This window comes from Arenibacter antarcticus (assembly GCF_041320605.1).
GTDB lineage: Bacteria > Bacteroidota > Bacteroidia > Flavobacteriales > Flavobacteriaceae > Arenibacter > Arenibacter antarcticus.
The window spans coordinates 3,158,811-3,184,395 of sequence record NZ_CP166679.1 but is presented as its reverse complement, the minus strand read 5'-3'; the positions used below and the strand labels follow the sequence as shown (position 1 = coordinate 3,184,395).

Sequence of the window (25,585 nt, the reverse complement as noted above, 5' to 3'; positions counted from 1 at the left end):
ACGCTATCTTATTTCTGGTTTAGTTTGTTATAAATTCCTTTCGTTGGCTGGGTGGCATTTTTCGGGATAAAGGTTTTAAGCCTTTCCTTTATTGCCGAATAATGTATATCGTCCGCAACATTTATCCATTCCTGTGGATCTGTTTCATGGTCATACAATTCCTCTTCCCCGTTTCCGTAGGAAGTATATCTAAACCGATTATCTCTTATAGAATGAAAAGATGGAGTTAAACTTGAAATAGCTGGACTGGTTTTTTTAGCTTTGGGATCGATTAATAGGGGAACCAAGCTCTCGCCTTCCAGTTTGTCAATTTGAGGCAAACCGCACAGTTCAATCAAGGTGGGATAAATATCTATTAGACTAACTGCTTGTTCGCATTCGTCTTTTGCCGCATTTTTAGGATCATAAATGATTAGTGGAACCCTAGTTACCTCCTCCCATAATGTGGCCTTTCGCCAATGTTCCTTTTCCCCTAAATGCCACCCGTGATCGCTCCATAGCACCACAATGGTGTTATCGGCATATTGGCTATTCTCCAACTCATCGAGCAATCGACCAAATTGTGCATCGGCATAACTTACGGCGGCGAGGTATGCCCGCACTGCATCTGGCCATTGATCTCGTTTTTTGATGGTCTCATGCTCGCTATTTACACTTGTATTATGTAGGTCGTTGTCATCACCAAAATTGGTTGTTGAGTAGGCTATATTCTTAGCGGACAATGGAACATCGTCTAGATCATTTTCTTTTATCAAAGGAAGATTTACTTCCTCCAAGGGATGTAGCTCAAAATACTTTTCGGGTACAAACCATGGAATATGCGGGCGGTAAATACCACAGGCCAGAAAGAATGGCTTGTCATGGTTACGATTAATTCTTTCCCTGACCCAATCCACAGTTTTGCCATCGAAGGTCAAGGAATCGGGTGAAGAAAAAGGACCCCATGCTAGGCTTCCGCTCACCTTAGTTATATTTCTCTTTTCCGGATTCTCTGCTTTTCCTACAATACTTTTGTCTTTATAATTGTCTGCAAATTCGTCCCAATCGTTTTCCTCATAGTGAAACTTGTGCAAAATCTTACCTGCACCGGCCACAAAATATCCGTTCTCCTTAAAATGTTTATTGAGGGTTCTTTCGCTTTTATAAAGATCTAGAGGGGTGTCCGTATTTTTGTAGACTCCAGTTCTACTAGGCCTTAACCCTGTTATTACCGAAGTTCGTGACGGGCAGCACATGGTGCCTGCACTATGTGCATTGCTAAACAAAATACCTTTCGCAGCTAACCTGTCGATATTCGGGGTAATACTCTGGGGATGTCCGAACATACTGCCTTCCCAATCATTTAGATCATCAAAGACGACAAATAAGACGTTTGGTCTTGCCATATCTTTTTGATTAGAGGAACAGTTACTCAATAGAAATCCTAAGCAAATCGTCAAGACTAAAAGTAGTCCCTTTGCTTTTGACACATCGTTTGTCTTCATTTTGGATACTATCACCTTGACTTTTTTAAATATCATTTAACTCCTACTTCTATTGCCCATTCCTGATAGGAATTTTTCATAGCCTCTACCATCCCAGGTTTTTCAGCACTTAAATCGCTTAATTCATGGGGATCATTCTCCAAATTGTACAGTTCCCAATCGGTAGTAGTTCCCTTTACCAATTTCATATCTCCGGACCTCATTGCCTTTGCCCCGGCAAATTCCCAATAAAAGGGCTTATCCCTAGTTATTGTCCGATTATTGAGAACTGGTAAAATACTCTGCCCTTTCAAGGGAATCAATAATTGGCCATTGGAAACTTCGCTATAATCCACTCCTGCCACTTCCAAAAACGTAGGCATAATATCCAATATGTGACCGAACTGATTTGATTCTATTCTAGATTCCTTTATTTCTTTTGCCCAGTATACTATACATGGAGATGCTATTCCTCCTTCATACATATCGTTTTTATACTGTCTATAAGGAGTATTTGATGCATTGGCCCATGGTTCCTTATAGGCTTTATAGGAGCCCTTTTCACCAATGACACTCCCGTCGATATCTAGATTCCGGCTTTCCACATTTTCGGCGCTACCACCATTGTCCGAAATAAAAACAATAAGGGTATTATCTAATTCCCCGGCCTTTTCTAATTGTTTTATTACTTTGCCAATGCCCTGATCCATTCGATCTACCATTGCTGCATATACCTGCATTCGGAAAGCCCAATCCTCTTTATTCTCTACAGAATCCCAAGAAGGTATGGTCAACGTTCGTGAAGATAAAATTGAGTTGCTTTTCACAATGCCTAACTCCAGTTGTTTTGCAAATCTGTTTTTTCGGATCTCATCCCAGCCTATAGTATACTTACCTTCATATTTAGCAATATCTTCGGGCAAAGCATGCAAAGGCCAATGGGGAGCGTTGTAGGCTAGATATAAGAAAAAGGGTTGGTCTGAATCTTTTGTTTCATGCTCCGAAATAAATGATATGGCCTTGTCAGTAAAAGCATCTGTCATATAAAAACCTTCGGACGGAGGATGCCATGATTCTCCATTATAGGCCATGACCCGCTTTCTTTCTTTTTGATCCAATAACTCATAGTAGCTACTTGCACCGCTTATCAAACCAAAATATTGGTCAAAACCTCTTTTGGTCGGCCAATGTTCCTTGCGCTCGCCTACATGCCATTTTCCGGACATATAGGTAGCATATCCTGCCCTTTTTAGCCCTTCTGCAAGGGTTATGGTTTGGTTGTTTAAAAATCCTTGATAGGGTCCGGGTTTTATCTCCTTTCCAGATTCGGATACCATACGCCCCATACCGGCTTCATGATGATACACTCCCGTCAAGAGCGATGCCCTTGTAGGGCAACATTTGGCTGCGTTATAGAAATTAGTAAACCGAACACCTTTGGCAGCCAGAAAATCGAGGTTAGGGGTGGCAATTTCACCTCCGTAACAGCCAATATCAGAATAGCCCATATCATCTGCCATGATCAGTACAATATTCGGACGCTTATCCTTAGGTTTTTCAACAGAACAGGAGCTAAGTGAAACCGCTAGCACCACTGTTCCTACATATAAAATAATTTTAATTATATTTTTTATAATCATGGCTTTTTCCCTATCATAATATCCTTATAATAAACCTCCATATTGGGTCCTTTGTGCACTTGCAATGCGATTATGCCCGAATCGGATTTCTTTTCTATTTCTTTATCTATAACATCAATAGTTTTATGCCCGTTAATAAAGTGCTGCAAATGATTACCATGGGCAACAATTCTATAGGCATTCCATTGTTCACTCTTTATATTTTCCTGAATGCTTTCACTATTTGCAAATTGATCTACAGATTTTTGTCCTTTTTCATCCACAACAACTGCTTCGCCTCTTTTTGCCAAAATACCCCTACCCTTTTCTTCATATAAAATTCCCGAATGTTGGGTTCCCGCTTCCATATCTGCCTGATACCCCCCTACAATAAACAAATCTTCATCAAGGACCTTTGATCGGTACTGTACCCCACTATTACCTCCAATGATTTTGTATTTAAACCTAAGTTCAAAATCGGAAAATGGAGTTTCAAAAATTAAAAAGGTGTTCCTTTCAATCTGATTTTCATCGGTTGTCCGCCCAACGATACAACCATTTTCTACAGACCAAATACGCGAATCTCCTGTCCATTTATCCAGATTTTCCCCGTTGAAGAGTGAAATTATTTCCACTTGTTCTTTGGATGTTTTCATTGGTGTCTTACAGGCAAAAAATAAAAGACATAGTGCTAAAGCGAAAAAGTTGATTTGCATAAAGTATGTTTTGGAGTTACTATTTCGATTCATGGTAAATTTTATGGTTTTTATCCCCTCCTGAAATTAAAAATGCCAGAAGATCGCTGAGCTCTTTCTCGTTTAACCGATTAATCAAACCAGGGGGCATAGCCGAAATGGGCGACTCGTCCTGTTTGATAATATCTTTCTTTTTAATAATCGTTGTCAAACTCGGGGAAAATGCGTTGGTACTTATTTCTAATTCACTTTTCGTCTCTTTTAGTACTTTACCAGTTACCACTCTTCCTTCTGGCAAATGATATTCGGTAAAACGATATCGGTCAGAAATACTACTCGATGGATCAATGATTGCTTCCGCCATATCGGAAATTGTAAACCGGGTACCTAATTGAGTTAATTCAGGGCCTGAATTGCCGCCAACCCCCTTTACGCTATGACAACTAACACATAATGATGCCTTGAAATAATTCTGCCCATTTTCATAATTCACCTTATTCTTATTATTTGCATATGCAGATTTCATAGTTGCAACGGTCCAGTTTTGCCCAGGCCCTTTGGGTTGCACTACGCCCTGCATCAAATTATTAGATTCCCGAACAGCCTCGGTAGCCAAAGCTTCAAAATATTGACGTTCAGCTATAGGAACATTGGTTAAAGCCCTTTCCTGAATTTTCCTGATATATTGGGCATAAGATTTACCTCCAGATTTCTTTAAAGCCCTGTTGTACCAATTAAAATACCTTTCCCTTAATTCGTTTGTCCAACCCCTTTTCAGAGTACTAAGACTTTTTGCGTAGCTTATATGTTGGGCATTCGGCATGTTTTGAAGCATTTCTTCGACTTGACTTCCATATTGCTCGTTTCTCCCGGAAATATCTCCTGATAAATAGTTGGCTTTTTGCTTCGCTGTGATTACAGTGTCCCGTTCCATCATTTTCAGTGTAGGCTCTATAATTGCGGGTATCTGTAAAAAGCTTAATGTTTTACATAGTTCTCTGTTGATGATATCTGTACTCTTGGGATATGCGGGAATCAACACATCCGTCAACCGTTTTATTACAGCCTCGGGTAATTTTTCTTCTGTTCTGATTAATAGTAATTCAATAGCTCTAATGAAATCTACCTGCTGTGACTCAGGCAGTGATGACCAATTAATTTCCAACAATTTATCTAGTACCCGAAATCTGTCCACATCAGTGCCATGCCGGGCAATGGATATAGCAAGTACAATTGTTTTTAAAGGAGATTTGCTGTTGTATATTTCGTTCTTCCAAATACTGTAATCCTGATTTTCCATGGCAATCCGGGCCGCAAATCTTGTAAACCGATCTGGGTGATCCAAATTCTCTATAATAAAATCGATTTTATCAGCAGCCTTTTGCTCATGAAGCACCTCCAACTCCCTCCGTAAATTCCTCTCGGCCGCCCCTTGGATGTTTTCAGTCAAGTTGCGAATCTCAGTCGACTCCTCGCCAGTGTATGTTAACTTGTACAAAGCAGATTCCAATCTTCTACCTCCGGTGAGAAAATACATGGAACCATCATGGCCCACAATACCGTTGGTCAATGGCAAGGGTACCCCGGACAAAAACTCCTCTATTTCGACGGAATAGCTACTCCCTTTTGGAGTAAGACTCGCGAAATACATTGTGCCATAACTCCAGTCAAAAAGATACAATCCATTTTGATAGTAGGACGGAAACCTTAATCCTTCCCCATTCATCAGGCCGGTAGGTGAACCCTGTCCTAGATTAGCTATTCCGGGAAGGTTGTCGGGATATTCCTCCGGAAATTTTCCAGTTCCTTTGCGCCAACCAAACTCACTGCCACTCGTAAGGTGACAAAGACGTATAGGCCGATACCAAGGCATCCCCAAATCCAATTCCATGTCAGAGTCAAAACCGAAAAGTTCACCGTCCTGATTGAAGGCAATATCATAGGTATTCCGCATTCCTACGTTATGAACCGTCCATTCTTCACTTTCTAAATCAATTTTTGCTACCCATCCGCCAGGTGCCATTATTTCATTGGCATGACCACTGGGGTCTGTTATTACGGGTAATATATTGTCTTCACCCCAGACTTTCGGCACATAACTGTCCAATCCATCTGGAATTACTATTCGATTACCTAGCACGACATACAACGAATTTTTATCGGGAGACAATTCTATATTATGGGGGCCATGTTCCCCAAAACTACCTTTAAAAACTCTTAGGGTATCTACCTTATCCAAATTCCCATCTCCGCTAGCGTCTGTGATTTTATATAACCCGCTATGAATAAGCAAATCACGGTTGACATTTGAATTAACCAATGCGTAGAGCACATCTTTATGCCAAAGCAAACCTTGTGCAAGGCCAATCTCTACATCTAGTCTTTTAACTGCTAGGCTATCTAGTTTATTGGTCTCACTGGGTAGTGTTATCTGATACAAATAACCAAACTGATCCGAAGTATACAGCCTGCCAAGATCATCTTGCGTTATACTTACCCAAGAGCCCTGTTGGTGCTCCTCGGGACTATACATTTTCTCAATAACAAATCCTTTGGGAATACTAATGTTATCCATTAAAATACGCTCGTTTATTGCCCCATCCGTTTCAGACTTACAGGATAATAAGATAAGCAGCATGCTCGTTAACAGGTAGCGAGCGATAGCGATTTTTTTATATGGAATGATCGGTTGTAATTTCACACAGATGATCTTTAAACTGTTAAAACTATATATGTTAGTGTATTTAACTTTGGGATCAATGATTTCTGATACTGTCCAATTCCGACAATAGTTCCCTAACCAATTCGGGTTTTTTATTGTATAAATTGTTGGTTTCAGAAGGATCCTCTACCATGTTGTAGAGCTGACCTACTGGTTCCCCAGCCTTTGGTTCAACAACAATGGGTATCGAAAATCCTCCAGATCCTCTTTTCTCAATGAGTTTCCAATCCCCTTTCCTAAGGGCAAAATAACCCATGGATGAGTGGTGAACAATTGGCCTTGCTTCAGCTTTCTTTTCATCATCCTCCAATAAAATGGGATAGATACTCTGACTATCCTCCCCGGTTCTATCGTTTAACTGTATACCAACTATATCGCCACAAGTTGCAATCAAATTCGTCAGCGTCGTTTTGAAATTACTTACCGATCCCGCTTTCACCTTCCCCGGCCATCGCACTATAAATGGTATTCTGTGACCACCTTCATATATATCCGCTTTCATACCACGATATTTATAGGCAGCCTTATGATTAAATTGTGCTATAAAATCTGGCTTCCAGAACGGACCATTATCGCTTGCGAAAATCACGATCGTATTTTCTGATAACTTGTTTTCATCCAAACTTTTTAGGAAACTTCCCACTTGGGCATCCACCATTTGCACAAAATCGCCATATTGACCAGCTCCTGAAGCGCCTTCATAATCTTTTTTTGGCACCCAGGGTGAATGAGGGGCAGCCAAAGGCAAGTACAGAAAGAATGGTTTTTTGCTCTGTGATTGGGATTTAACAAATTCTTTAGCCTTATCTATAAAACGTGGTAAAACATCATAAAAATCAAAGTCTTTGGCTATGCGTCCCGGTCTCCAAAAAGCTCCAGTAGCATAAGACCCCGTATCCAGATCGTTTCCTGGCGTATAGTCGTTTGGCAAGGCAGTTAAAACATCATTTTCCAAATAGCAATAGGGGTCCATATCTAATGATGCGGGCAAAATGTAACTGTAATCAAATCCGTGGTTCAAGGGCCCATCTGTAGGTTTTTTTGTGAAATCGATCCAATCTCCGTTCATTTCAGTAATCAGCCCAAATTCGTTGATGTAGGCAGTTTTACTGTTTATGGAGTCTTTATAGCCTTCTTTTAAGACCCAATCCAGTCCCAAATGCCATTTTCCGATTACCCCGGTGGTATACCCATTTTCTTTTAATAATGAAGCCGCGGTAATCCTATCTTTTTCCAGCAGTGCCTGACCATAACCTCGCAGCACTCCTGTAGGCAACTGGGACCGCCAGGAATATCTCCCTGTTAAAATTCCATACCTGGTAGGCGTGCAAACCGCTGAAGGCGAGTGCGCATCTGTAAACCTCATCCCTTCCGATGCCAATCGATCAATGTTCGGGGTTTTAATCTGAGACTCCGAGTTGTAAATGGATACATCTCCATACCCCATATCATCGGCTAAAATATAGATGATATTAGGAGGTTTTATGGTTTCCATTTTTTCGGAACAACTTAACAAAACCAATAATCCCATAAATAAATAAACTGTACTATTTTTGATTTTCATACGATAAAAAGTTTCTTTTACTTAGTGGGTTACACGTATTTCTATAGTCAATGTCCTAGCTTAAATTCTAAATAGCATTGCTTTTTTATTTAAATTGTTCCACTCCTGATATTTCAGAATTTGCACCATAGGAAGTCACTTTTTTTAATGCCTGGCCATCCACTGAAAGTTGGCTCACATTAAAGCTCTTGACGTCCTTAATTACTAATTGTCCATTTTCCGAGAGCGATGTAATGCTCCCACCTTCAATTTTCAGACCTTTTACATCATCAAAAACATATGCGGGACGAAAATCTTGTTCACGAACACTTAACCTTACATTTTTCATTTCCAAACCAGACACATGTCTTACATAAAAACCCCATGAAGGGAGTTCTCCGAACATGGAGAATTCAGGGTAAGAAGAAGCTTTTTCTGGGACGGTATTAAGACGCCAGGTAGGCATATAGGCATACCCTTTATCTCCACGTCCGGGATAGGATATGGAGACATTTTCTAAAGTGATATCTTCCACATCATAACCTGGCAATCCAGAAATTGAGGCGGGAAATACATTGTGAAAAAACCGTGGTTCTGGTCCTCTTATAGTGTATTTAAGATCGGGCTTGGAAAACGGGATATGCACGTTTAAATTTTTAATTTTCACATTTCTAATGGCGCCTATTTTTCCATCTACATTTCTATGTCCTAGCTTAATAAAAAGGGCGTTTCCAGTAGTGGTCGCAGACACATTAGTTACAACTACATTTTCTATGGTTCCACCATCAACTGCTTCAAACGCAAGCGCAGATCGAAAGGTGTCGAAAATTGTGATGTTCTCTATAATGATGTTCTTAAACCCCCCAACGGAAGCTGTACCAAACTTTATGGCACTAGCACTGGATCTAATGGTGCAATTAGCGATATAGATATTTTGGTTAAGGAAGCCTTTTGTATGGGATTTGAGACATATCCCGTCATCAGCGGCGTTTACATAACTATTGGTAATGCGAACATTTGTGCAGTCACTAATGTCGATGCCATCATTATTCCAGTAAACATCACTATCCACCCGGATATTATCGATAACCAGGTCTGTACACTTGTCATACGTCTGTACCCAACTCGCCGCATTCTTCAGCGTAACACCAGAAACCTCAATTTGGCTACAATTAACTATTTCAATAAGTTGAGGTCGCAAAACTTCGCTAGGTCTATTTCTATGAAGGTTGTAATGGATACTATCGAGTTTTCCCACATAAAAAAGACTATCCAACTGTAACGCCAACTTTTGGCCCTGACCATCAATAATGCCTTCTCCGGTAATTGCAATTTTATTTTGTCCGTCAGCCAAAACAAGGGACTTCCACCGGTTTAATCCCTTATAATCATAGGGATTGGTGCTTCCCAACAGTATGGCTTCTTTCTTCAAATGCAGTTCAACTCCCGATTTAAGAATGATACTTCCCGTAAGAAAAACGCCTTCTGACACAATTACCCTACCTCCACCGTTTTTATGGGCAGTATCTATAGCCGATTGAATTGCGGTAGAGGACAAAGTTTTTCCATCATTCTTGGCTCCGAAGTCCGTTATGGCATACTCTTGTGCCAGAATGCCGCTAGAGACAGATAAAACGAGAATGCTGGTTAATAATTTCGATAAAATAATGCGGTACATAATTCTTGAAATCATAATTTTCACAGTTTATAATATTCCTCCCAACCCTTCCTTGGCTGTGCTCCTGTGAGCATCATATTTGCAAGGGGATTATTGGTAACCTGTTTCGTTTCGCGGTCAAAAATCAATTTCGTATTTAACCTTTGCGCCAAAACACCCAAATTGAAAACTTGACTCAATGGTCCTGCAATATCAAATGATGACCGGCATTTCTCCTCCCCTTTACAAGAAAGTAAAAAGTTTTCAAAGTGATTTGATGGACTTTCGGGTACCAATGGTAGACTTGACTCCATTTCCTTCGCCTTTTTTGCTGGGATAATTGATAATGGACTACTGTGTGAGCCTCCCTTAAAAATCAAATCTTTTCCGTAAATAATTTTCCCAGGCCTTAATTTTGTAGGCTCCAATTTTCCATCACTTGGTGGGGGAATATCTGAATCCGTAGTTGAAACACCATAGCCTTTTGGAAGTGGTGGTTGATTGTTCACCCCATCATACCATGTGATATCTAGCGCCGGCATATTCCCCCTTTCAGGAAATTTAAATACAAGAGTTGATGACATAGGAAAGAAAAAAGGATTGTGCCCTTCCAGCATAACTGGATCTACTTCATACGGTAGTCCAAGTTCAAGAAACTCATGTGCTGTATCCATTATATGTGCACCCCAATCCCCAAGTGCACCCATACCAAAATCGTACCAACAGCGCCATTGTCCGTTTACAAAATCCTTGTTGTAATCGTGCTCTGAGGCAGTACTGAGCCAAGTATCCCAATCCAATGTTGTAGGTATAGCTTCTTTTGCGGGATATTTGGTCATATTTACATTAAAACTATGCCAACGTCTTCGACCATTCATATGGGCCGTTATAGCCGTAATATCTTTGATAATACCCGCTTCCTTCCATGCCTTGAACTGAAAATAATTCTCACCAGAATGCCCTTGATTTCCCATCTGGGTCACCACATTATGCCTCTCAGCACAACTCATCATCAATGCTACTTCATTAAAAGTTCTTGCCATAGGTTTTTCAACATATACATGAATGCCTAAGGACATGGCGAGCATCGTAATTGGAAAGTGCGAGAAATCGGGTGTTCCCACACTAACTGCTTCAATTTTATTTCCCATTGCATCGAACATTTCCCTAAAATCCTTAAAATGGGGGATATCGGGAAACATCTCCATAACTTCCAGCGTATGTGGCGCTCCCATATCCACATCACATAATGCAACAATATTGGCTAGACCAGTTGCATGCAGGGATTTAATTATTCCACCACCTCTATTACCAATTCCACAACACGCTAAATTTACTTTGTCACTTGGGGCAATATGGCCAAAAGTTTGTCCCAAAACAGTTGAGGGTATTATAGAGAAGCCGGCAATACCTACTAAAGCGGAGGCACTAGTTTTTACAAAATTTCTTCTTTCCATTAGTTGAATTTATTAGGAGTATGTATAAAAAATTAATGGATTAAAGGACGGAATTAGACATATTTCAATCTTTGCAAAGACATTAAATACCTCAATGCTTCCGCTTTTTAATATCCAAATATTAAACGTTTCTCTTATTGTAGACTAAATAAGTTCGTCTAAAAATCGTTGTTGAACCATATGGTTTATGGCAATTTCTGTGTATGAACCGATCCTTTTAGGTATAGACAGGCCAATATGACCTGTCCATACTAAAAAACCAACTAAACAAACATTTTGCTTTAATAGCCTGGGTTCTGGCCCAAATTATTTGAAGACAAATCGATCTCCTGTTGCGGAATAGGACGCAATAAATGGTGGGCATCCAAACTTCCACTGGCAGCGGTCCAAGGGTTGTATTTTGTAGCTCTTTCGATTAACTTTCCAGTACGCTTTAAATCATACCATCTAACATACTCTCCCATCAATTCCCTTGCGCGCTCATCTAGAATCATATCGATATCAATAGTGGCTGCTGTGGCCCTATAAGACTTTGAAGTTAAAGAGGAAACATCTTCTGGATTAGATGCCTGCAATGGATCAGCTCCTGCGTTAGCGCCCAAAGCACGGTCTACAATTGCATTGTAATATACATCAGCCGATCCTAAGTTTCCACCTGAAGCACCTTTAACAAGTGCTTCAGCAGCAATCAAATAAGCCTCAGCTGATCGGAATAACGCAAAATCGAACGTACCCAATGCATCACCGTATGGTATGCCGGGTTCCCAAAACTTCCACATCATTGGAGCCTTATAGGAGTCGTGGTATTTTGAAACCGTTATTCTGCCAAATTGGTCTGTATTGATTACAGCGTAGGGTAGTGTCCCCCCAACATCGAGGCCTCTTTCTGCCAAACTTGTAGCCGGATTATTCCAAGGTCTGAACTCTACCACTACATCCCCCTTATTAATATCTATTGGATCGGAACTATTGGTAGGTTTAAATCCAGAAACTTTTTTTAACGCATATAATTTACCTAAAAAGTTATGATTGTAACGGGTATCAATTTCTGGATCGAACAAGCGGTAAATCCCCGGGGTTGTATTAAAGTGGGATTGATATCGGTTATACGCACTTGAACGAGCTATGGAACCAGGAACATCGTCTGCCCCCCCTCCAAATATAGAGTGATAATCATTACCGATTACCGCATTACTATTAGTGTCATCACCGCCATTGGTAAGGTCGTCCGTGTTAAACTGAATTGCAAATACTATTTCATTATTTTCAGCATTCTGGGTACTTGGATTTTCGGTTTCCATCAACGGATTTTCATTTCGTTTTGGAAAAAGATCACTATAGTTTGTAGCTAAGGGGTAATTTGCAATAACTTTGTCCGCAAAATCTAGCGCCATATCAAAATCAGCATTACTACCTCCTAAAGAATTGTTGAAATTCCATCCACGGGTTAGATATACCCTTGCCAATATAAATTGGGCAGTACCCTTTGTAACCCTGCCATAATCAGAAGCTTTTGCAGGTAAAATACTTTCAGCCTCAGTCAAATCAGTAATTATCTGTGTATATACCTGAGCTGCAGCTATTTTGACCACTTCCTTATTAGAAGCTTTAGTCTCATTTAATGGCATGGGAATATCTCCCCATTGTTGAACAGCATAGAAGAGGGCAAGTGAACGCAAAACCTTTGCTTCCGCCACTCTAACGGCCTTTAATCCATCCTCCATCCCTTGTACATTTTCGGAACGATCCACTACAGTATTGGCCCTATTAATTTCCCTATACAAAAGGTTCCACAACAATTCCAGCGGTTCGTACCCAGCGCCAAAATTTATATCATATGAATCCACTGGAGGTCCCTGGGTTATAGTCGCTTCGTCCCACTTTCCTTCACTGAACATATCGGTACCTCTAAGAACCAAGGATCGCTCTTGAATTATATCTCGCCAAAGTGGGTATATTGATCTTACTAGATCTTCAAAGCCATCTTGGGATATATAATAATTATCAGCGGTCTGAAGTGAAATTGGATCCTCATCCAATAAATCACTGCAGGAAACCACAGAAAAGACCAAAGCAATTAGGGTCAACACTTGCCATTTTTTATATTTTTTCATTTTATCTTTATTTTTTGTGAAACATTCAAACTTTTTAACTTAACCGACTAACTCAAAAAGTTATATTTAATCCCAATGCATACATCGCGAACGGTACGTCATCGCTGTTAATTCCCGAATTGTATTCGGGACTAAACCCTTTCGTGTTCGTAAACAAGAACGGATTTGTGGCCTGCGCATAAATTCGTAAGTGACCTATATTCAAACGATTTATTAAGTCATGGGGTAAAGTGTAGCCCAAAGTGATATCCGAAATCCGAACAAAATTGGCATCTACAATGGAAAATGAATCTTTAGGAGCTTTTCCTGAACCTCCAGCTCCTTCCAATCCAAAGTAATTATTGGTTGGGTTGGTACTTGTCCAGAAGTCAAGCGTTGCATCCACGTTATAACGATCACCATCCACCTCGCCAAACGTTCCTGTTAGGTAGCTACTCTTCCATTTCACACCTTGCCGGGTATAGATGAAGAATGAAAAATCGAAGTCTTTATAATTAAATTGATTCCGAATACCCATAATGTAATCAGGGGTCTCTGATCCGACGATTACCCGATCATCATCTTCTGTAATTTTGCCATCACCATTTTGATCTATAAACTTTACATTACCAGGTTTATATCCAAATGTTGCGGCTTCGTCAGCTTCGCTGGTTTGCCAAATTCCTGCCACTTCATAGTAATAAAGTGGTTGCACGGACTCTCCCACAAACCTGTTGTTTCCTATGTCTCTGGAAATACCTCCCGCTAATTTGGTAACCTCATTCTCATTTTTGGTGAAATTTATGGACGTAGACCATCTAAAATCTTCATTATATATATTGACGGTATTCAAAAGAATCTCTATCCCCTTATTCCTTATTTCGCCAACATTGTCCACTATATCGGAAAACCCCGTTGAATTCGGTATTTTATCCCCTAAGATCAAGTCTACGGTTTTTCTATCATAAACTTCTATCGCGGTCGATATTCTATTGTTGAAAAGACCCATATTTAGGCCAAAATTAAATTCCTTACTTCGCTCCCAAACCAAGTTTTTATTTGCGAGGTTGTTGATAGCAAACCCATATGCCGGAGAACCGCCAAAATCGTACTGTGTTTGGGATACCGTAGACTGGGTCTCATAAGGATTTATTGAGGTTGCATTACCCACTTCCCCATAACTAGCCCTCAATTTCAAATCTGAGAACAGGTTTGCATTTTTGATGAAATCTTCATCACCCAGTTGCCATGCTAAGGCCACTGACGGAAAAAATTGCCATTTGTTACCTTCGGACAATACAGATGCCCCGTCAGTTCGGCCAGTTAGAGTCAATAAATATTTATCTTTAAAACTATAATTAACCCTACCCATATAGGAAATCAAGGCTTTCTCGGTCAAACTAGATTCATTCAAAGTAACCTCGCCATCGCCAAGGGAATACCATAGGGATCTAAACGGCAGATCTTTTACATCTATCCTCGAGAATTGCCCTCTTTCATGAAAAATACTATGCAAGCCTGTTATGGTTAAATTGTGAGAACCAGAATTTAAATTGTAGGTTATAGTATTGTCTAAGGTATAGGAAGATATATCAGTTGTCTGAAGATTGACTTTAGGCAAGAGCGTGGTTTTTTGGGACTTGGTATATGTGCCTCTATAATCACCTTCCCTTTGGTTAGATACTGCGGTAGAGAGCGAAGATCTGAATGACAACCCTTTAACAGGTGTAAAATCCACATAAGCGTTAGCCAATAAAGATGAACGACGGGTTTCAAGGACAAAATTTTCAGGATCAATCTCGACCAATGGGTGTATTACCTGATTGTCATTAATTCCCATAAAAACCGCATACCCATTCCAATCTTTGTCTTGAGCCTGATCTTGTGGCAATAAATCGTCATAAAAATTGGTTCCTGTCGGTCTTGCCCGATAAGCTGACCGCAGCGCCTCGGTCCCTGCGAGATTTTGTTTACTATAGGTGTAGTACGTCGACATACCTACTTTTAATTTATCATTTAAAATACTTTGTATTCCTCCTTTTACGGTATATCTTTTAAATCCCGTTTCCAAAGTATTCCCCTCTTCGTTTAAATATCCTGCTGAAAAGTCGTAGGTAGTTTTATCCGAGCCACCGGATAGCGAAATGTCATGGGTACTTTGCAATGCCGCACCTGTAACCAAATCGAGCCAATCGACTGTTCTTCCATTTTGGACATTGGCCAATTCACTGTCGGTTATATTACGCGGCTGTTTTCCAGTTTCTTGTGGTCGTAATACATAGTTCTTGTTATAAAATTGTTGTGCGTTCATCATATTGGGGAGGTGAGTGGGCACTTTTATACCTGTATAATTTTTATAGGTCACTTTCGGCTTACCTGATACCCCTTTCTTGGTTGTGATTATAATAACACCATTGGCGCCACGTGAACCATAAATAGCCGTAGATGATGCATCTTTTAATACATCCATTGCCGCAATATCATTGGGGTTAATTACATTTATATCACCCCCAACAACCCCATCAATTACCACAAGGGGCGCACTTGACTCACTATCACCGAAACTACTGAGCCCTCGGATATCTATGGTAAAACCATCTCCCGGTCTACCTTTTACTTTATTGATATTAATACCCGTTACCTGACCTTGCAGTGCTGCGGCGGCTTGCACGGGGTTTGATCTAACAATATCTTGAGTGCTGATAGAGGATACCGCTCCAGTTAAATCCCTTCTTTTCTGGGTCCCGTAACCAACCACAACAACCTCTTCTAGACCAGCTGCATCAATGGCAAGAGTTACGGTTATATTCTTTTGCCCATTGACCGAGATTTCTTTGGTTTCAAAACCAATATAAGATATCTGAATGGTAGCTTTTTCATCGGTAACCGAAAGCGAAAAACTTCCATCAAAATCGCTTTGGGTACCATTAGTGGTACCTTTCTCGATAATGCTCGCACCTGGCAATGGCACACCTACTTCGTCTAATACCATACCCGAGATTTCAAATTGCTGCTGTAGAAACACTTTGGAAGGCTGGCCAGATGCATTCCGCTCATGGATTACAATGCGATTTTTTTGGGAGAGTTCAAATTCTACCTCACTATGGGATAAACTTTGTTTTAAGAGCTCATCTACTCCAATTTCTCCTTTCTTCAATTGTACCTTAGGAGCGTTGGCAAACAAATCGGCAGGATATAAAAATCGATACTTTGTTTGGTCCTGAATAATTTCAAAGACCTCATCTACAGAAACTACCTTGTCAACGTCAATAGAAATTTTTACTTGAGAAAATGATTTTTCAGTAGTAAATCCAAAAACGGTTGTGCACAATAAGAAGATAAAGGCTTTCATAATCAAAAATAGCACCCGAATTCTGACGAATGACCGCGACTTAATTAATTTAATTTTCATAAATTTACATGGTATTGGTTGGACATTAGTTTAGGTAATACACTCTAAAGGGACGAAGTTGATGCACCGCTAAATGTTCTCCTTCGTTCCCTTTTTCTTTAATAGAATTATTTTAAGAGAATTGTTTTATTAATAATTTCATAATCCTTTATGATCCCGAAATTTTTAATTGTATTCAATATATCTTCTATATTTTGATCTCTCCCTAGGGCTCCGTTAAATAGCGCTTTTTCCAGTTCAGGCACCTCAAAATTAACATCGATATCATACCAGCGCGATAACACTTTCATAATCTCCCCCAGAGGTTTTCTACGAAAACTAAAATCACCGTTTTTCCAGGAAATCTCACTATCAACATTAACGGTAGCAATGTCTATGCTATCATCATTAAGATTAAGGTTTGCTTGCTGCGAGGGCTCCAACACTATTTTGGTCGTTACCGTACTCACAGAAACCTTACCCTCCACTAAAGTTGTATATATATTTTTTTCGTTCTTATACGCCTTTATATTAAATTCTGTACCCAATACTTCTATTTCTTGAAATTGATTGGATACAATAAATTTTGAGCCTTCCTGTTCAGTGCTTGGGGAAACAACAAAGTACCCTTCACCATATACAAGTTCAACTTTACGAGTATCTCCTTTGATGAAGTTTACTGGATACTTAAGCTGTGACTCGGAATTTAACCACACTTCTGTTTTATCAGCAAGAACCAGGTGAAACATTCCTCCTCGAGGTATGGTTAATATATTGTTTGCCAATTTCGTTTTATTACCCTCCTCTGCTATATACTCAATTTTTTCACCATTGCTTTTGGCATTATGCATTTGATAAGAAGTACCCTTTTCCAAATTAATTTGGGAGCCGTCTTCCAAGGTTAAAGTTGCTTTATTGGAACCAACCTCAATGTTATTATTAACTATTCTAGGAGTTGTTTCAATGTTCTTATTGAAAATATCATCTTTAAGGAAATAGCCCGTGACTAATAAACCTGCAAAAACTGCTGCAGCGGCATAACTTATAACTTGACGCCATTTTTTGAGTCTTATAGTCGTTTTTTCTTCGACCATTAATTCTTGTAGATTTCTTTTTAAATCATTAGCTTCGAATTGCCTCATTTCGAATTCGACTGCATAATTTGTTTGGACATAAGAATTGAACAAATGTTCATTTTTAGGATCCTGCAACCAAATCTCTAACTCATCCAAATCCGCTATGGAGGCTTGGTGTGTCAAGAATTTGGTTATTAGATGCTTTGCTTTTTGATTATTCATTGGAATAGTACTATTTACACCTATTACGTGTAAAAATTACTCAACCCTAACTTTTTTGACATTTATTTTTATATATTACTTAAATATCACACTAATTATTACCATATTACTAAATGCTTAACACCTATTCGGATAACTCAGAATTTATTAATGCTTTGAAATCTGGTGACTCCAAAGCCTATACTTTACTTGTTGATATGTACCATCATAGGCTTTGCCTTTATGCCTATAGTCTCATAAAAAATCAAAAATCGGCAGAAGATATTGTACAAAATGTTATTATCCGTACTTGGAAGAAACGAAACCTATTAAATTGTGATTTTGAAATTAGAAGTTTTTTGTATAAATCGGTTCATAATGAATTTATCGATGAACATCGCAAACAAAAATTGGTTGTTCCCCTTGAAGAAAAATATATTAAAGCGCTTACAACTATTATTGAAGATGAAGATGAGTGCGCTTTGGAACGTAAAATAGAATTAGTAAAACGAGAAATTCAAAATCTACCTCCCAAATGTAAAGAAATATTCATTCTCAGTAAACAGGATGGACTTACTAACCTAGAAATTTCAGAGTATAAAAATGTTTCCGTAAAATCGGTTGAAGCCCATATAACTAAGGCCTTTACTATTCTCAGAAAATCAATTGGAGATGAAGTAGATATCGTTATGTTTCTATTAGTTCGAAAACTCAACAGTAATCTGCGCCAAATTAGAAAGGAATAACTCCACTGACGGCTTCAGAAGTGCGAAAGTGACCATACAGGTCTGTAAATTCGAATTAACAACTGTCCTATTTTTGAGGAAGCCTACACACCCATTGCCTTTTTCAATTGTTTAAAGATCCAGAGAGCAGCTTCCACCTTGTTTGTTGGGATTTTAAGCTTGGGGATATTAACCTTGGCAGCACTTCATTCATTGGTGGGTAGCCCCATGAGGTAGGTGAAATAGAATTTCAGATTATTTATTAAATTCTTATGAGCCTCCTAGTTCACTACAAAATTTCTATTGTATTTAAACATGGCATCAACTCTTTTTTCGGTACTTTTATAGAATTGGTCACGACTAAATCTCCGTTTGACCACCTTTCCGTTAAAAGTCGATTCCGACCCCCTATATATACTCTAGGGAGAAAAGCTGTATCGGCTGGAAACGTCCTTTCGGCTTCAGATCGCATTTTCTGATTAATGGTTATCATTGGAATTTCGCGAGAGCTATATCCATGCCCAAAAGTAGCGTATAAAACTTATAACCGTGAAATCATTTAGCTAATGAGAATCTGTTGTCACCCTGTTCTAGGAGGCAAGATACGCTATATAGTTGGCTATTCTTCAAATATGAATTCACCGATTAGTGGTAAATGATCGGAGGCATAATCTTCCTTTACTGTATAGTAATTTAATAATTTTAAACTTTTTGTTGCCATATCGTTTACCATTATGTAATCTATGGTAGTGTTTGGATTTATTTGTGGAAAGGTCAGGGGACAAAAGGTACATCCCGTCATTTCATTTCTTATTTCATCCATTACTTTGTTGTCCGGCTCCATATTGAAATCAGCCCCAACTATAACTGGATAATCCTTATGCAAACTTAGGACCTCCATCATTTTTTCTGTCTGTAACAATCTATTCTTATCAGATAAATGATCAAAGTGTGTCGACATAAAAACGACATCCATATTATTGACTTCCACAATAATTAAGGCCAATCCGCGAATCTCCCCATCGGAACCTGGAGACACCGGTAAGCGATATGCTTTACTTTCTTTTATAGGAAATCGGGAAAGTATGGCCACCCCATAGTCTCCTTCCGAACGATCTACCGCTTTCGCAAAAAAGTATTCCATATTTGTCAGTTTTCCAAGTTCCATTGCTTGATTTGAATCCAATCCAGACCTTTTCGTATACACATCTACTTCCTGCAATGCTACAATATCGGGTTTATTTCTGTTGATGACATCTGCAATAGCGGCAAGATCAGTCCCTCCCCAATTGGAGGAAGGAGGACTTGCAATTCTCATATTGTAGCTCATTACTTTTATAGAAGGGGCCTCATCCAATTTAGGATCCATTCCAGCACTCTGAGCCCATATTGATGCGAAACAAATGAGTGATAAGCTTATTGTGAAAAGTAAGCTCTTTATACTATTATGATTAAAATAATTGTGTTTAAACATGTCGAATAAAGTTTATAATGATATTTTAACAGGGTTTCCAGTTTTAACGGATTCATCACATGCAAGTGCGATTCGCAAGCTATTAATAGCATCGTTAACAGAGTCGGTTAGGTCAAGGTCTTCCTGGATCGCCTTAAGGAAAAAACCTTGTTCCCTGTTACATAGTTCTTGATGATCTGGCTCATCTTCTAGATCGATCCACTTATCCTCTTTTAGAAACTGATTGTTTTCATCCAGTTCGGCGTAATGACAACGTAGAGATTCCGTTTTAGTATGGGAGTCCACCGAATCTGATTTACCCGTAGCACTGGCATTTTTGGCCACAATGGATACTGACCCATTTGGCCCAATGACATCTTTTACAAAAAACGCTGTTTCACTAATCATTGGTCCCCATCCTGCCTCATACCAGCCTATAGAACCGTCCTCAAAGTGAAGCTGCAATTGACCATAGTTATAGTTATCTTTAGGAATATCATTGGTCAACCTAGCTCCAATGGCCGACACCTGTACTGGTTTTGAACGGGCCATTTGACACATAACATCTATATAATGAACTCCACAGTCTACAATGGGGCTAAGGCTTTCCATTAGATTTCGGTGAACGTCCCACATTCTCCCATGGCTTTGTTGATTTAAGTTCATCCGCATTACCAAAGGTTTTCCTAAATCATGACTTAATTCTATAAATCGCTCCCAAGAGGGGTGGTATCTCAAAATATAGCCGACCACTAATTTTTTATTATACTTTTTTGCGGCCTCTGCCACTCGGACCGAACCTTCTATGGTATCCGCCAAAGGCTTTTCTACAAAAACATGGCATCCCATTTCCATAGCTTTTATGGCGTATTTTTCATGGGTATCCGGATAGGTAGAAATACAGACGGCATCTGCTTGGGCCTCCGTCAAAGCAGTTTCAAAATCATCGTACAGCTCATATTTACCTCCCAATTTCGCGTTTAATTCCACTTTGCTTTCGCCTCTCGATACCAGACCACATATTTCGAAACCATCTGAGAGGTGATAGGACATCGCATGAGATGCACCCATATTGCCACATCCAACTACTAGGACGCGAATTTTATTGCTTTTTTTCATACATTTTAGATTAAGGGTTCTTTTAATAAAATCTTATCGGTTACAGGTAACTCTTTAGTTTTATTCTGCTTGAAGAACAGTGTGAATAATAAAAGGATCAGAACGGAAATAATGCAGGGAACAATCCACACCATATTCCAGTCATAACTAAAACTGCTGGTGGATGGCGCCACAAACTCCTCGGTCAATATCCCTGATAAATAGGAACCGATGAGCATCCCCACCCCATAGGTGGCAAAGGTCAACATTCCCTGCGCTGAACTTTTGATGAATTTCCCCGCCTTTTTATCCGTATAGATCTGTCCAGTAACAAAAAAGAAGTCGTAACAAATCCCATGCAATGCGATACCCATATAAAGCATCCATACATTGGCCCCAATATTTCCGAACGCGAACATTAAATAACGAAGGATCCAAGCCAAGATCCCGATCATAATTATCTTCTTGACACCTAATTTTCGGAACAGTAAAGGGATCAACAACATAAAGGCAAATTCAGATATCTGGCCAAGGGTCATTTTGGCAGCCGAATTCTCCATCCCAATATCGTTGAGGAAGGGGTTGGCAAAACTATAGTAAAATGAAAGCGGGATACAGACGGCAATAGAAGCTAAAAAGAAAACTACAAATGATCTGCTTTTAAATAAAACTAAGGCATCCAGACCTAAAATCGATGATAGACTGGTATTTACTTTCTCCTTTACTGGGGTTCTTGGCAATAAGAAACTAAAAACTCCCAATATTAAGGACCCAATCGCGGCTATCTGAAAAGTAAGTACAGAGCTTTCAAGTCCGGTAAAGCCTATGAGCAAACCTGCGGCAATCCATCCCAAAGTGCCAAACACCCTGATCATTGGAAACTCTTTGCCCCCATCTTTTATCTGATGAAAGGAAATGGAGTTCGCCAGGGCCATGGTGGGCATATAAAGAATCGTGTACAACAAGATCAACCACCAAAATTCATTAAAATCCGTGACAGTACTTACGTAATACAGAACTATAGCCCCTGCAATATGCAGTACTCCTATTATTTTTTGGGCCTCAAAATAGCGATCGGCAATCAATCCCACGAAAAAAGGGGAGATAATTGCAGCTATGGCCAAATTTGCATAGGAAGATCCGACCTGAACTGCACTTGCATCCAAATTGGCAAACAAATAGGTGCCCATTGTAACGTACCAGGCCCCCCAGATAAAATACTCCATAAACATTAAGAAGGACAACTTGAGACGAACAGATTTTTGCATCATTATTTAGTAGTTATAAGGTTGGTTGTGGTATTTATTTATTGAAAAATCGGATCCAATCCAAATGGAATAAGTTAGCTCCACTTCCCTTGAATACAAAATATAGATCTTGCTCCCCTTCGGATTCCTTCAGAGGCATTTCTAATGTGGTCCATTTTACATCCGTAGCACCTTTTTTTCGTGCTGGAACGTCAACTTTGCCTAACAGATCACCATCTATTTTGCCGGACCTTAATTCTATTACACCACCGAGCCCAATGGCCTGAATGTTGCATACCAATTTTTTGATATGGGTAAGATCTATGGAATTGAATTTGATGTATTTTCCATCTGAAATATTGCTTATATAGCTCTGAAATGCTGTGGTATTGGTTCGAATGGAGACATTGCCCTGGTCAAAATCCTCTGCTTGGACCAGTGAGTTTTTCAACAAGATGTAGCTGTTCCCTTGAAGCGGTTCTATACCGTTGGCCCCATTATCTTTATAAGAAACATTTAATAAATATGCTCCTTCAATACCTTTACCAAGATGCTCATTTAATAAAACCGTATCCTGGGAGGGTTTTCTCTTTTGTTCCTCTCCAAGACTTAAAATATAGTTAACCATATCTTCAACATCTTTAGCAGCTAGAGCTGGGTGAGGCGACATAGCCCGTTCCCCCCAATTACCACTTCCTCCTGCTATGATCTTCTGAGACAAATAACTGAGTGCCTCCTTCTCCTCCCTGTATCGTTCAGCCACCTCTAAGTAAGTAGGCCCTACCGATTCCTTGTCCAAGGAATGGCAAGATTTGCAATCCAAACTGTTCACCAGCTGCTTTCCTTGAATATGGGCAAAGTTGTCAACGTCTTTATCTGTAGAAAGAATTGTCGCTACATCGTTGCCACGAGCAATATACCCGAAAGCGATATGTATTCTTTTTGGATCGATTTCCTCCTCCTTATCTATTATCTCAATATCATAATTAAACTGAGTATCATCCCAATAAAAGCTTCTATTGGAATTGGTGTGGATGGTGATCTCTGGCATTGAATTGCCTACATAGATATTACCAGAAGCCTTACCTACAGCTCCAGTTTTATCAATAACATTTAATTGCACCTCAAAGACTCCGTTCTTTTTAAAGGTATAATCAATACTGTGACCTTCTAAGGTTTGCCCATCTATAGACCATATATACTGATAAGCTTCCGTCTCTTGATCCTTACTACTTTCTGCGGACAATTTAATGTTCATAGGAGCTGCGCCGTATTGCTTATCCATTTGCATACTGGCGATCGGGTTCTTATTTCCTTCCATATATCTTAAACGCACCAATTTTGCATTGGTGTTCTTTGAAAACCAATTGGTGCCATATTCCAATATATAAATAGAACCATCTGGCGCGAATTGCATATCTACGGGTGCATCAAATTTTAAATGATCAAGGAACGGCTCCATACGTTGATAGTTTCCTTCCTCATCAAATGTTACCGCCATGATCCAACCTCTTATCCATTCATAGATAAATAACTTGCCATCATAATAATCGGAGAGCTTATAAGGTGCTTCATTATAGTTTTCATTATAAAAGACCGGACCTGCCATTAGACTTGCACCTCCACTTCCTACTAAAGGGAATTTTGCCGATCTACCTTTTCCGTACCAAATCATGGCCGGTGTTGCCGCGGGTAATTCTCGTTCGCCTGTATTGTTTGGTGAAGCATTGATCGGTTTTGAAGGGTCCTTGCCTGGTGTCAATTCCTTTGTGTCAAAATCATATTTAGGGAATATTTCGTTGTTCCCCAAAAAATAAGGCCAACCAAAGAAACCGGGTTCCCTAACTTGGTTGATTTCATCGAAGCTCATAAACTCTCCCGTAGAGGCAATGGCCTTGGTGTCTGGTCCAACATCTCCAAAATATAGGTATCCGTTTTTGGGATCTATACTATATCTATAGGGGTTTCTCGCTCCCATTACATAGATCTCCGGTCTGCCCGATAAGCCATCTTTTGGAAAAAGATTGCCTTCCGGGATTTCGTATCCCCCTTCTGGCAAGGGTTTTATCCTAAGAATATTTCCTCTTAGGTCATCAGTGTTTGCAGCTGTGGCCTGGTCGTCGGATAGATGTCGGCCTGGTCTTTCGTCCACCGGTGTATAACCTTCCGTTTCCTCTGCATTGGTATTATCCCCGGTTGATAGATACAAGGATCCATCCTTATCAAAGGCCAGATAACCTGCAGAATGGCAACAGTATTTACGTTGGGTAGGGATTTCTAATACAATACTTTCCGAATCAAGGATTAAATCTTCCCCTTTAAGTTGGAACCTGGATAAGCGATTTACAGCTTTGTCACCCGCAACGGCATAGTACAAATAAATATAATTGTTTTCTGCGAATTTCGGATCCAACACCATACCCAAAAGGCCGTCCTCTATACCACTAAAAACATTTATATGGGCTATTTGCTTTACTTCTCCATGGTCCTGTCCGTAATATTTTATAGCTCCCTTTCTCTCTACAAAAAGCACATCCCCATTCGGTAAAATGGCCAATTGCATTGGTTCATCAAGGCTTTCGGCGAGAACCTCCCTTTGATATAACTCTTTATCAGGAACTAGGAGGGTAGTAGCTTTTTTAAAATTTGGTTTATAGTTGGCACCAATGGCGTATTCCAGGGCCTCTACTAACTGATCAGTCGAATGATCACTACCTAGCAGCGCCAGCCTTCCGGCATCCTGTTTTAACCTAGAGTCATCCGTACCCTCCAAAAAGTTCTTGATCCAAGAATGGCCATTATCTATATATACGGTATCTCTTACAATAACAATACCACCACCACCGGCTTCTAGATATCGCTTCAGTCGTGGAAATGCTTTATAATCAAGAGCATTTATATCCTTTACACCCATTACTATAGCACTACTATTTGTAGGAAATTCTTCTGAAAGAAGGGACCCCCCATCGGTATCCATAAAGTCCCATTGGTCAGATTTTGGATTTGTTTTGATCATGTCGATCGCAATGCTCTGCTTAGCTCCTTCCAACAAAAGTATCCTCGTTTCTTTACGTACGGGTTGACAACCAACAAAAGTTAGGACCGAAATTATTAGGCTACAGATATATTTCATCATACTTTATAT

At 39.6% G+C, this 25,585-nt stretch carries 16 protein-coding genes; 1 reads left to right on the top strand and 15 read right to left on the bottom strand.

Features of this window, described 5'->3' with window-relative positions:
* Window positions 1-8: 8 nt before the first annotated feature.
* From KCTC52924_RS13185 to KCTC52924_RS13140, 10 genes are all read right to left on the bottom strand, one after another.
* On the bottom strand, window positions 9-1,385 hold the full coding sequence (locus tag KCTC52924_RS13185) for a sulfatase (RefSeq protein WP_251806530.1): 1,377 nt from the start codon (window positions 1,383-1,385) through the stop codon (window positions 9-11).
* Window positions 1,386-1,516: 131 nt separating this feature from the next.
* Window positions 1,517-3,103 carry an arylsulfatase gene (locus KCTC52924_RS13180; protein ID WP_251806529.1) on the bottom strand — a complete coding sequence of 529 codons (1,587 nt, stop codon included), beginning with the start codon at window positions 3,101-3,103 and terminating at the stop codon, window positions 1,517-1,519.
* Window positions 3,100-3,738 (bottom strand): DUF1080 domain-containing protein, encoded by a 639-nt coding sequence (locus KCTC52924_RS13175; protein WP_370671470.1) that lies wholly within the window; start codon window positions 3,736-3,738, stop codon window positions 3,100-3,102. Before KCTC52924_RS13175 ends, KCTC52924_RS13180 begins: the two co-directional genes overlap by 4 nt.
* Window positions 3,739-3,817: 79 nt before the next feature.
* Window positions 3,818-6,478: a c-type cytochrome gene (locus KCTC52924_RS13170; protein WP_251806527.1), complete on the bottom strand. Its 2,661-nt coding sequence runs from the start codon at window positions 6,476-6,478 to the stop codon at window positions 3,818-3,820.
* Between the two features lie 55 nt (window positions 6,479-6,533).
* A complete protein-coding gene (locus tag KCTC52924_RS13165; protein WP_251806526.1) occupies window positions 6,534-8,063 on the bottom strand; it encodes an arylsulfatase in 1,530 nt (509 codons plus the stop codon).
* Between the two features lie 85 nt (window positions 8,064-8,148).
* Window positions 8,149-9,735 (bottom strand): glycoside hydrolase family 28 protein, encoded by a 1,587-nt coding sequence (locus tag KCTC52924_RS13160; RefSeq protein ID WP_251806525.1) that lies wholly within the window; start codon window positions 9,733-9,735, stop codon window positions 8,149-8,151.
* A gap of 5 nt (window positions 9,736-9,740) precedes the next feature.
* Window positions 9,741-11,156, bottom strand: coding sequence for a Gfo/Idh/MocA family protein (locus KCTC52924_RS13155; protein WP_251806524.1), 1,416 nt, complete (start codon window positions 11,154-11,156; stop codon window positions 9,741-9,743).
* A 281-nt stretch (window positions 11,157-11,437) separates the two neighbouring features.
* The gene (locus tag KCTC52924_RS13150; RefSeq protein WP_251806523.1) at window positions 11,438-13,270 is read right to left on the bottom strand and encodes a RagB/SusD family nutrient uptake outer membrane protein; all 1,833 of its coding nucleotides are present in this window, start codon (window positions 13,268-13,270) and stop codon (window positions 11,438-11,440) included.
* Window positions 13,271-13,322: 52 nt separating this feature from the next.
* Window positions 13,323-16,661, bottom strand: coding sequence for a TonB-dependent receptor (locus tag KCTC52924_RS13145; protein WP_251806522.1), 3,339 nt, complete (start codon window positions 16,659-16,661; stop codon window positions 13,323-13,325).
* A gap of 107 nt (window positions 16,662-16,768) precedes the next feature.
* Complete coding sequence (locus KCTC52924_RS13140) at window positions 16,769-17,938, bottom strand: FecR family protein (RefSeq protein WP_370671469.1); 1,170 nt, start codon at window positions 17,936-17,938, stop codon at window positions 16,769-16,771.
* A 113-nt stretch (window positions 17,939-18,051) separates the two neighbouring features.
* Here KCTC52924_RS13140 and KCTC52924_RS13135 point away from each other — a divergent pair, with 113 nt between their 5' ends.
* On the top strand, window positions 18,052-18,663 hold the full coding sequence (locus tag KCTC52924_RS13135; protein WP_251806520.1) for an RNA polymerase sigma factor: 612 nt from the start codon (window positions 18,052-18,054) through the stop codon (window positions 18,661-18,663).
* A gap of 260 nt (window positions 18,664-18,923) precedes the next feature.
* Here KCTC52924_RS13135 and KCTC52924_RS13130 read toward each other — a convergent pair whose 3' ends face one another.
* From KCTC52924_RS13130 to KCTC52924_RS13110, 5 genes are all read right to left on the bottom strand, one after another.
* On the bottom strand, window positions 18,924-19,058 hold the full coding sequence (locus KCTC52924_RS13130) for a DUF5712 family protein (protein WP_353057470.1): 135 nt from the start codon (window positions 19,056-19,058) through the stop codon (window positions 18,924-18,926).
* Between the two features lie 203 nt (window positions 19,059-19,261).
* Window positions 19,262-20,011, bottom strand: coding sequence for an endonuclease/exonuclease/phosphatase family protein (locus KCTC52924_RS13125; protein WP_251806519.1), 750 nt, complete (start codon window positions 20,009-20,011; stop codon window positions 19,262-19,264).
* 117 nt (window positions 20,012-20,128) lie between these two features.
* Complete coding sequence (locus tag KCTC52924_RS13120) at window positions 20,129-21,214, bottom strand: Gfo/Idh/MocA family protein (protein ID WP_251806518.1); 1,086 nt, start codon at window positions 21,212-21,214, stop codon at window positions 20,129-20,131.
* 5 nt (window positions 21,215-21,219) lie between these two features.
* Window positions 21,220-22,464, bottom strand: coding sequence for a nucleoside permease (locus KCTC52924_RS13115; protein WP_353057463.1), 1,245 nt, complete (start codon window positions 22,462-22,464; stop codon window positions 21,220-21,222).
* Window positions 22,465-22,495: 31 nt separating this feature from the next.
* Window positions 22,496-25,576, bottom strand: coding sequence for a PQQ-dependent sugar dehydrogenase (locus tag KCTC52924_RS13110; protein WP_251806517.1), 3,081 nt, complete (start codon window positions 25,574-25,576; stop codon window positions 22,496-22,498).
* Window positions 25,577-25,585 lie beyond the last annotated feature (9 nt).

Excerpts from the sequence above, each read along its gene's own strand:
- KCTC52924_RS13185 (WP_251806530.1), bottom strand. The coding sequence starts at position 1,385 with ATGGCAAGACCAAACGTCTTATTTGTCGTCTTTGATGATCTAAATGAT.
- KCTC52924_RS13180 (WP_251806529.1), bottom strand. The coding sequence starts at position 3,103 with ATGATTATAAAAAATATAATTAAAATTATTTTATATGTAGGAACAGTG.
- KCTC52924_RS13175 (WP_370671470.1), bottom strand. The coding sequence starts at position 3,738 with ATGAAAACATCCAAAGAACAAGTGGAAATAATTTCACTCTTCAACGGG.
- KCTC52924_RS13165 (WP_251806526.1), bottom strand. The coding sequence starts at position 8,063 with ATGAAAATCAAAAATAGTACAGTTTATTTATTTATGGGATTATTGGTT.
- KCTC52924_RS13160 (WP_251806525.1), bottom strand. The coding sequence starts at position 9,735 with ATGATTTCAAGAATTATGTACCGCATTATTTTATCGAAATTATTAACC.
- KCTC52924_RS13155 (WP_251806524.1), bottom strand. The coding sequence starts at position 11,156 with ATGGAAAGAAGAAATTTTGTAAAAACTAGTGCCTCCGCTTTAGTAGGT.
- KCTC52924_RS13150 (WP_251806523.1), bottom strand. The coding sequence starts at position 13,270 with ATGAAAAAATATAAAAAATGGCAAGTGTTGACCCTAATTGCTTTGGTC.
- KCTC52924_RS13145 (WP_251806522.1), bottom strand. The coding sequence starts at position 16,661 with ATGAAAATTAAATTAATTAAGTCGCGGTCATTCGTCAGAATTCGGGTG.
- KCTC52924_RS13140 (WP_370671469.1), bottom strand. The coding sequence starts at position 17,938 with ATGAATAATCAAAAAGCAAAGCATCTAATAACCAAATTCTTGACACAC.
- KCTC52924_RS13135 (WP_251806520.1), top strand. The coding sequence starts at position 18,052 with ATGCTTAACACCTATTCGGATAACTCAGAATTTATTAATGCTTTGAAA.
- KCTC52924_RS13125 (WP_251806519.1), bottom strand. The coding sequence starts at position 20,011 with ATGGATCCTAAATTGGATGAGGCCCCTTCTATAAAAGTAATGAGCTAC.
- KCTC52924_RS13120 (WP_251806518.1), bottom strand. The coding sequence starts at position 21,214 with ATGAAAAAAAGCAATAAAATTCGCGTCCTAGTAGTTGGATGTGGCAAT.
- KCTC52924_RS13115 (WP_353057463.1), bottom strand. The coding sequence starts at position 22,464 with ATGATGCAAAAATCTGTTCGTCTCAAGTTGTCCTTCTTAATGTTTATG.
- KCTC52924_RS13110 (WP_251806517.1), bottom strand. The coding sequence starts at position 25,576 with ATGATGAAATATATCTGTAGCCTAATAATTTCGGTCCTAACTTTTGTT.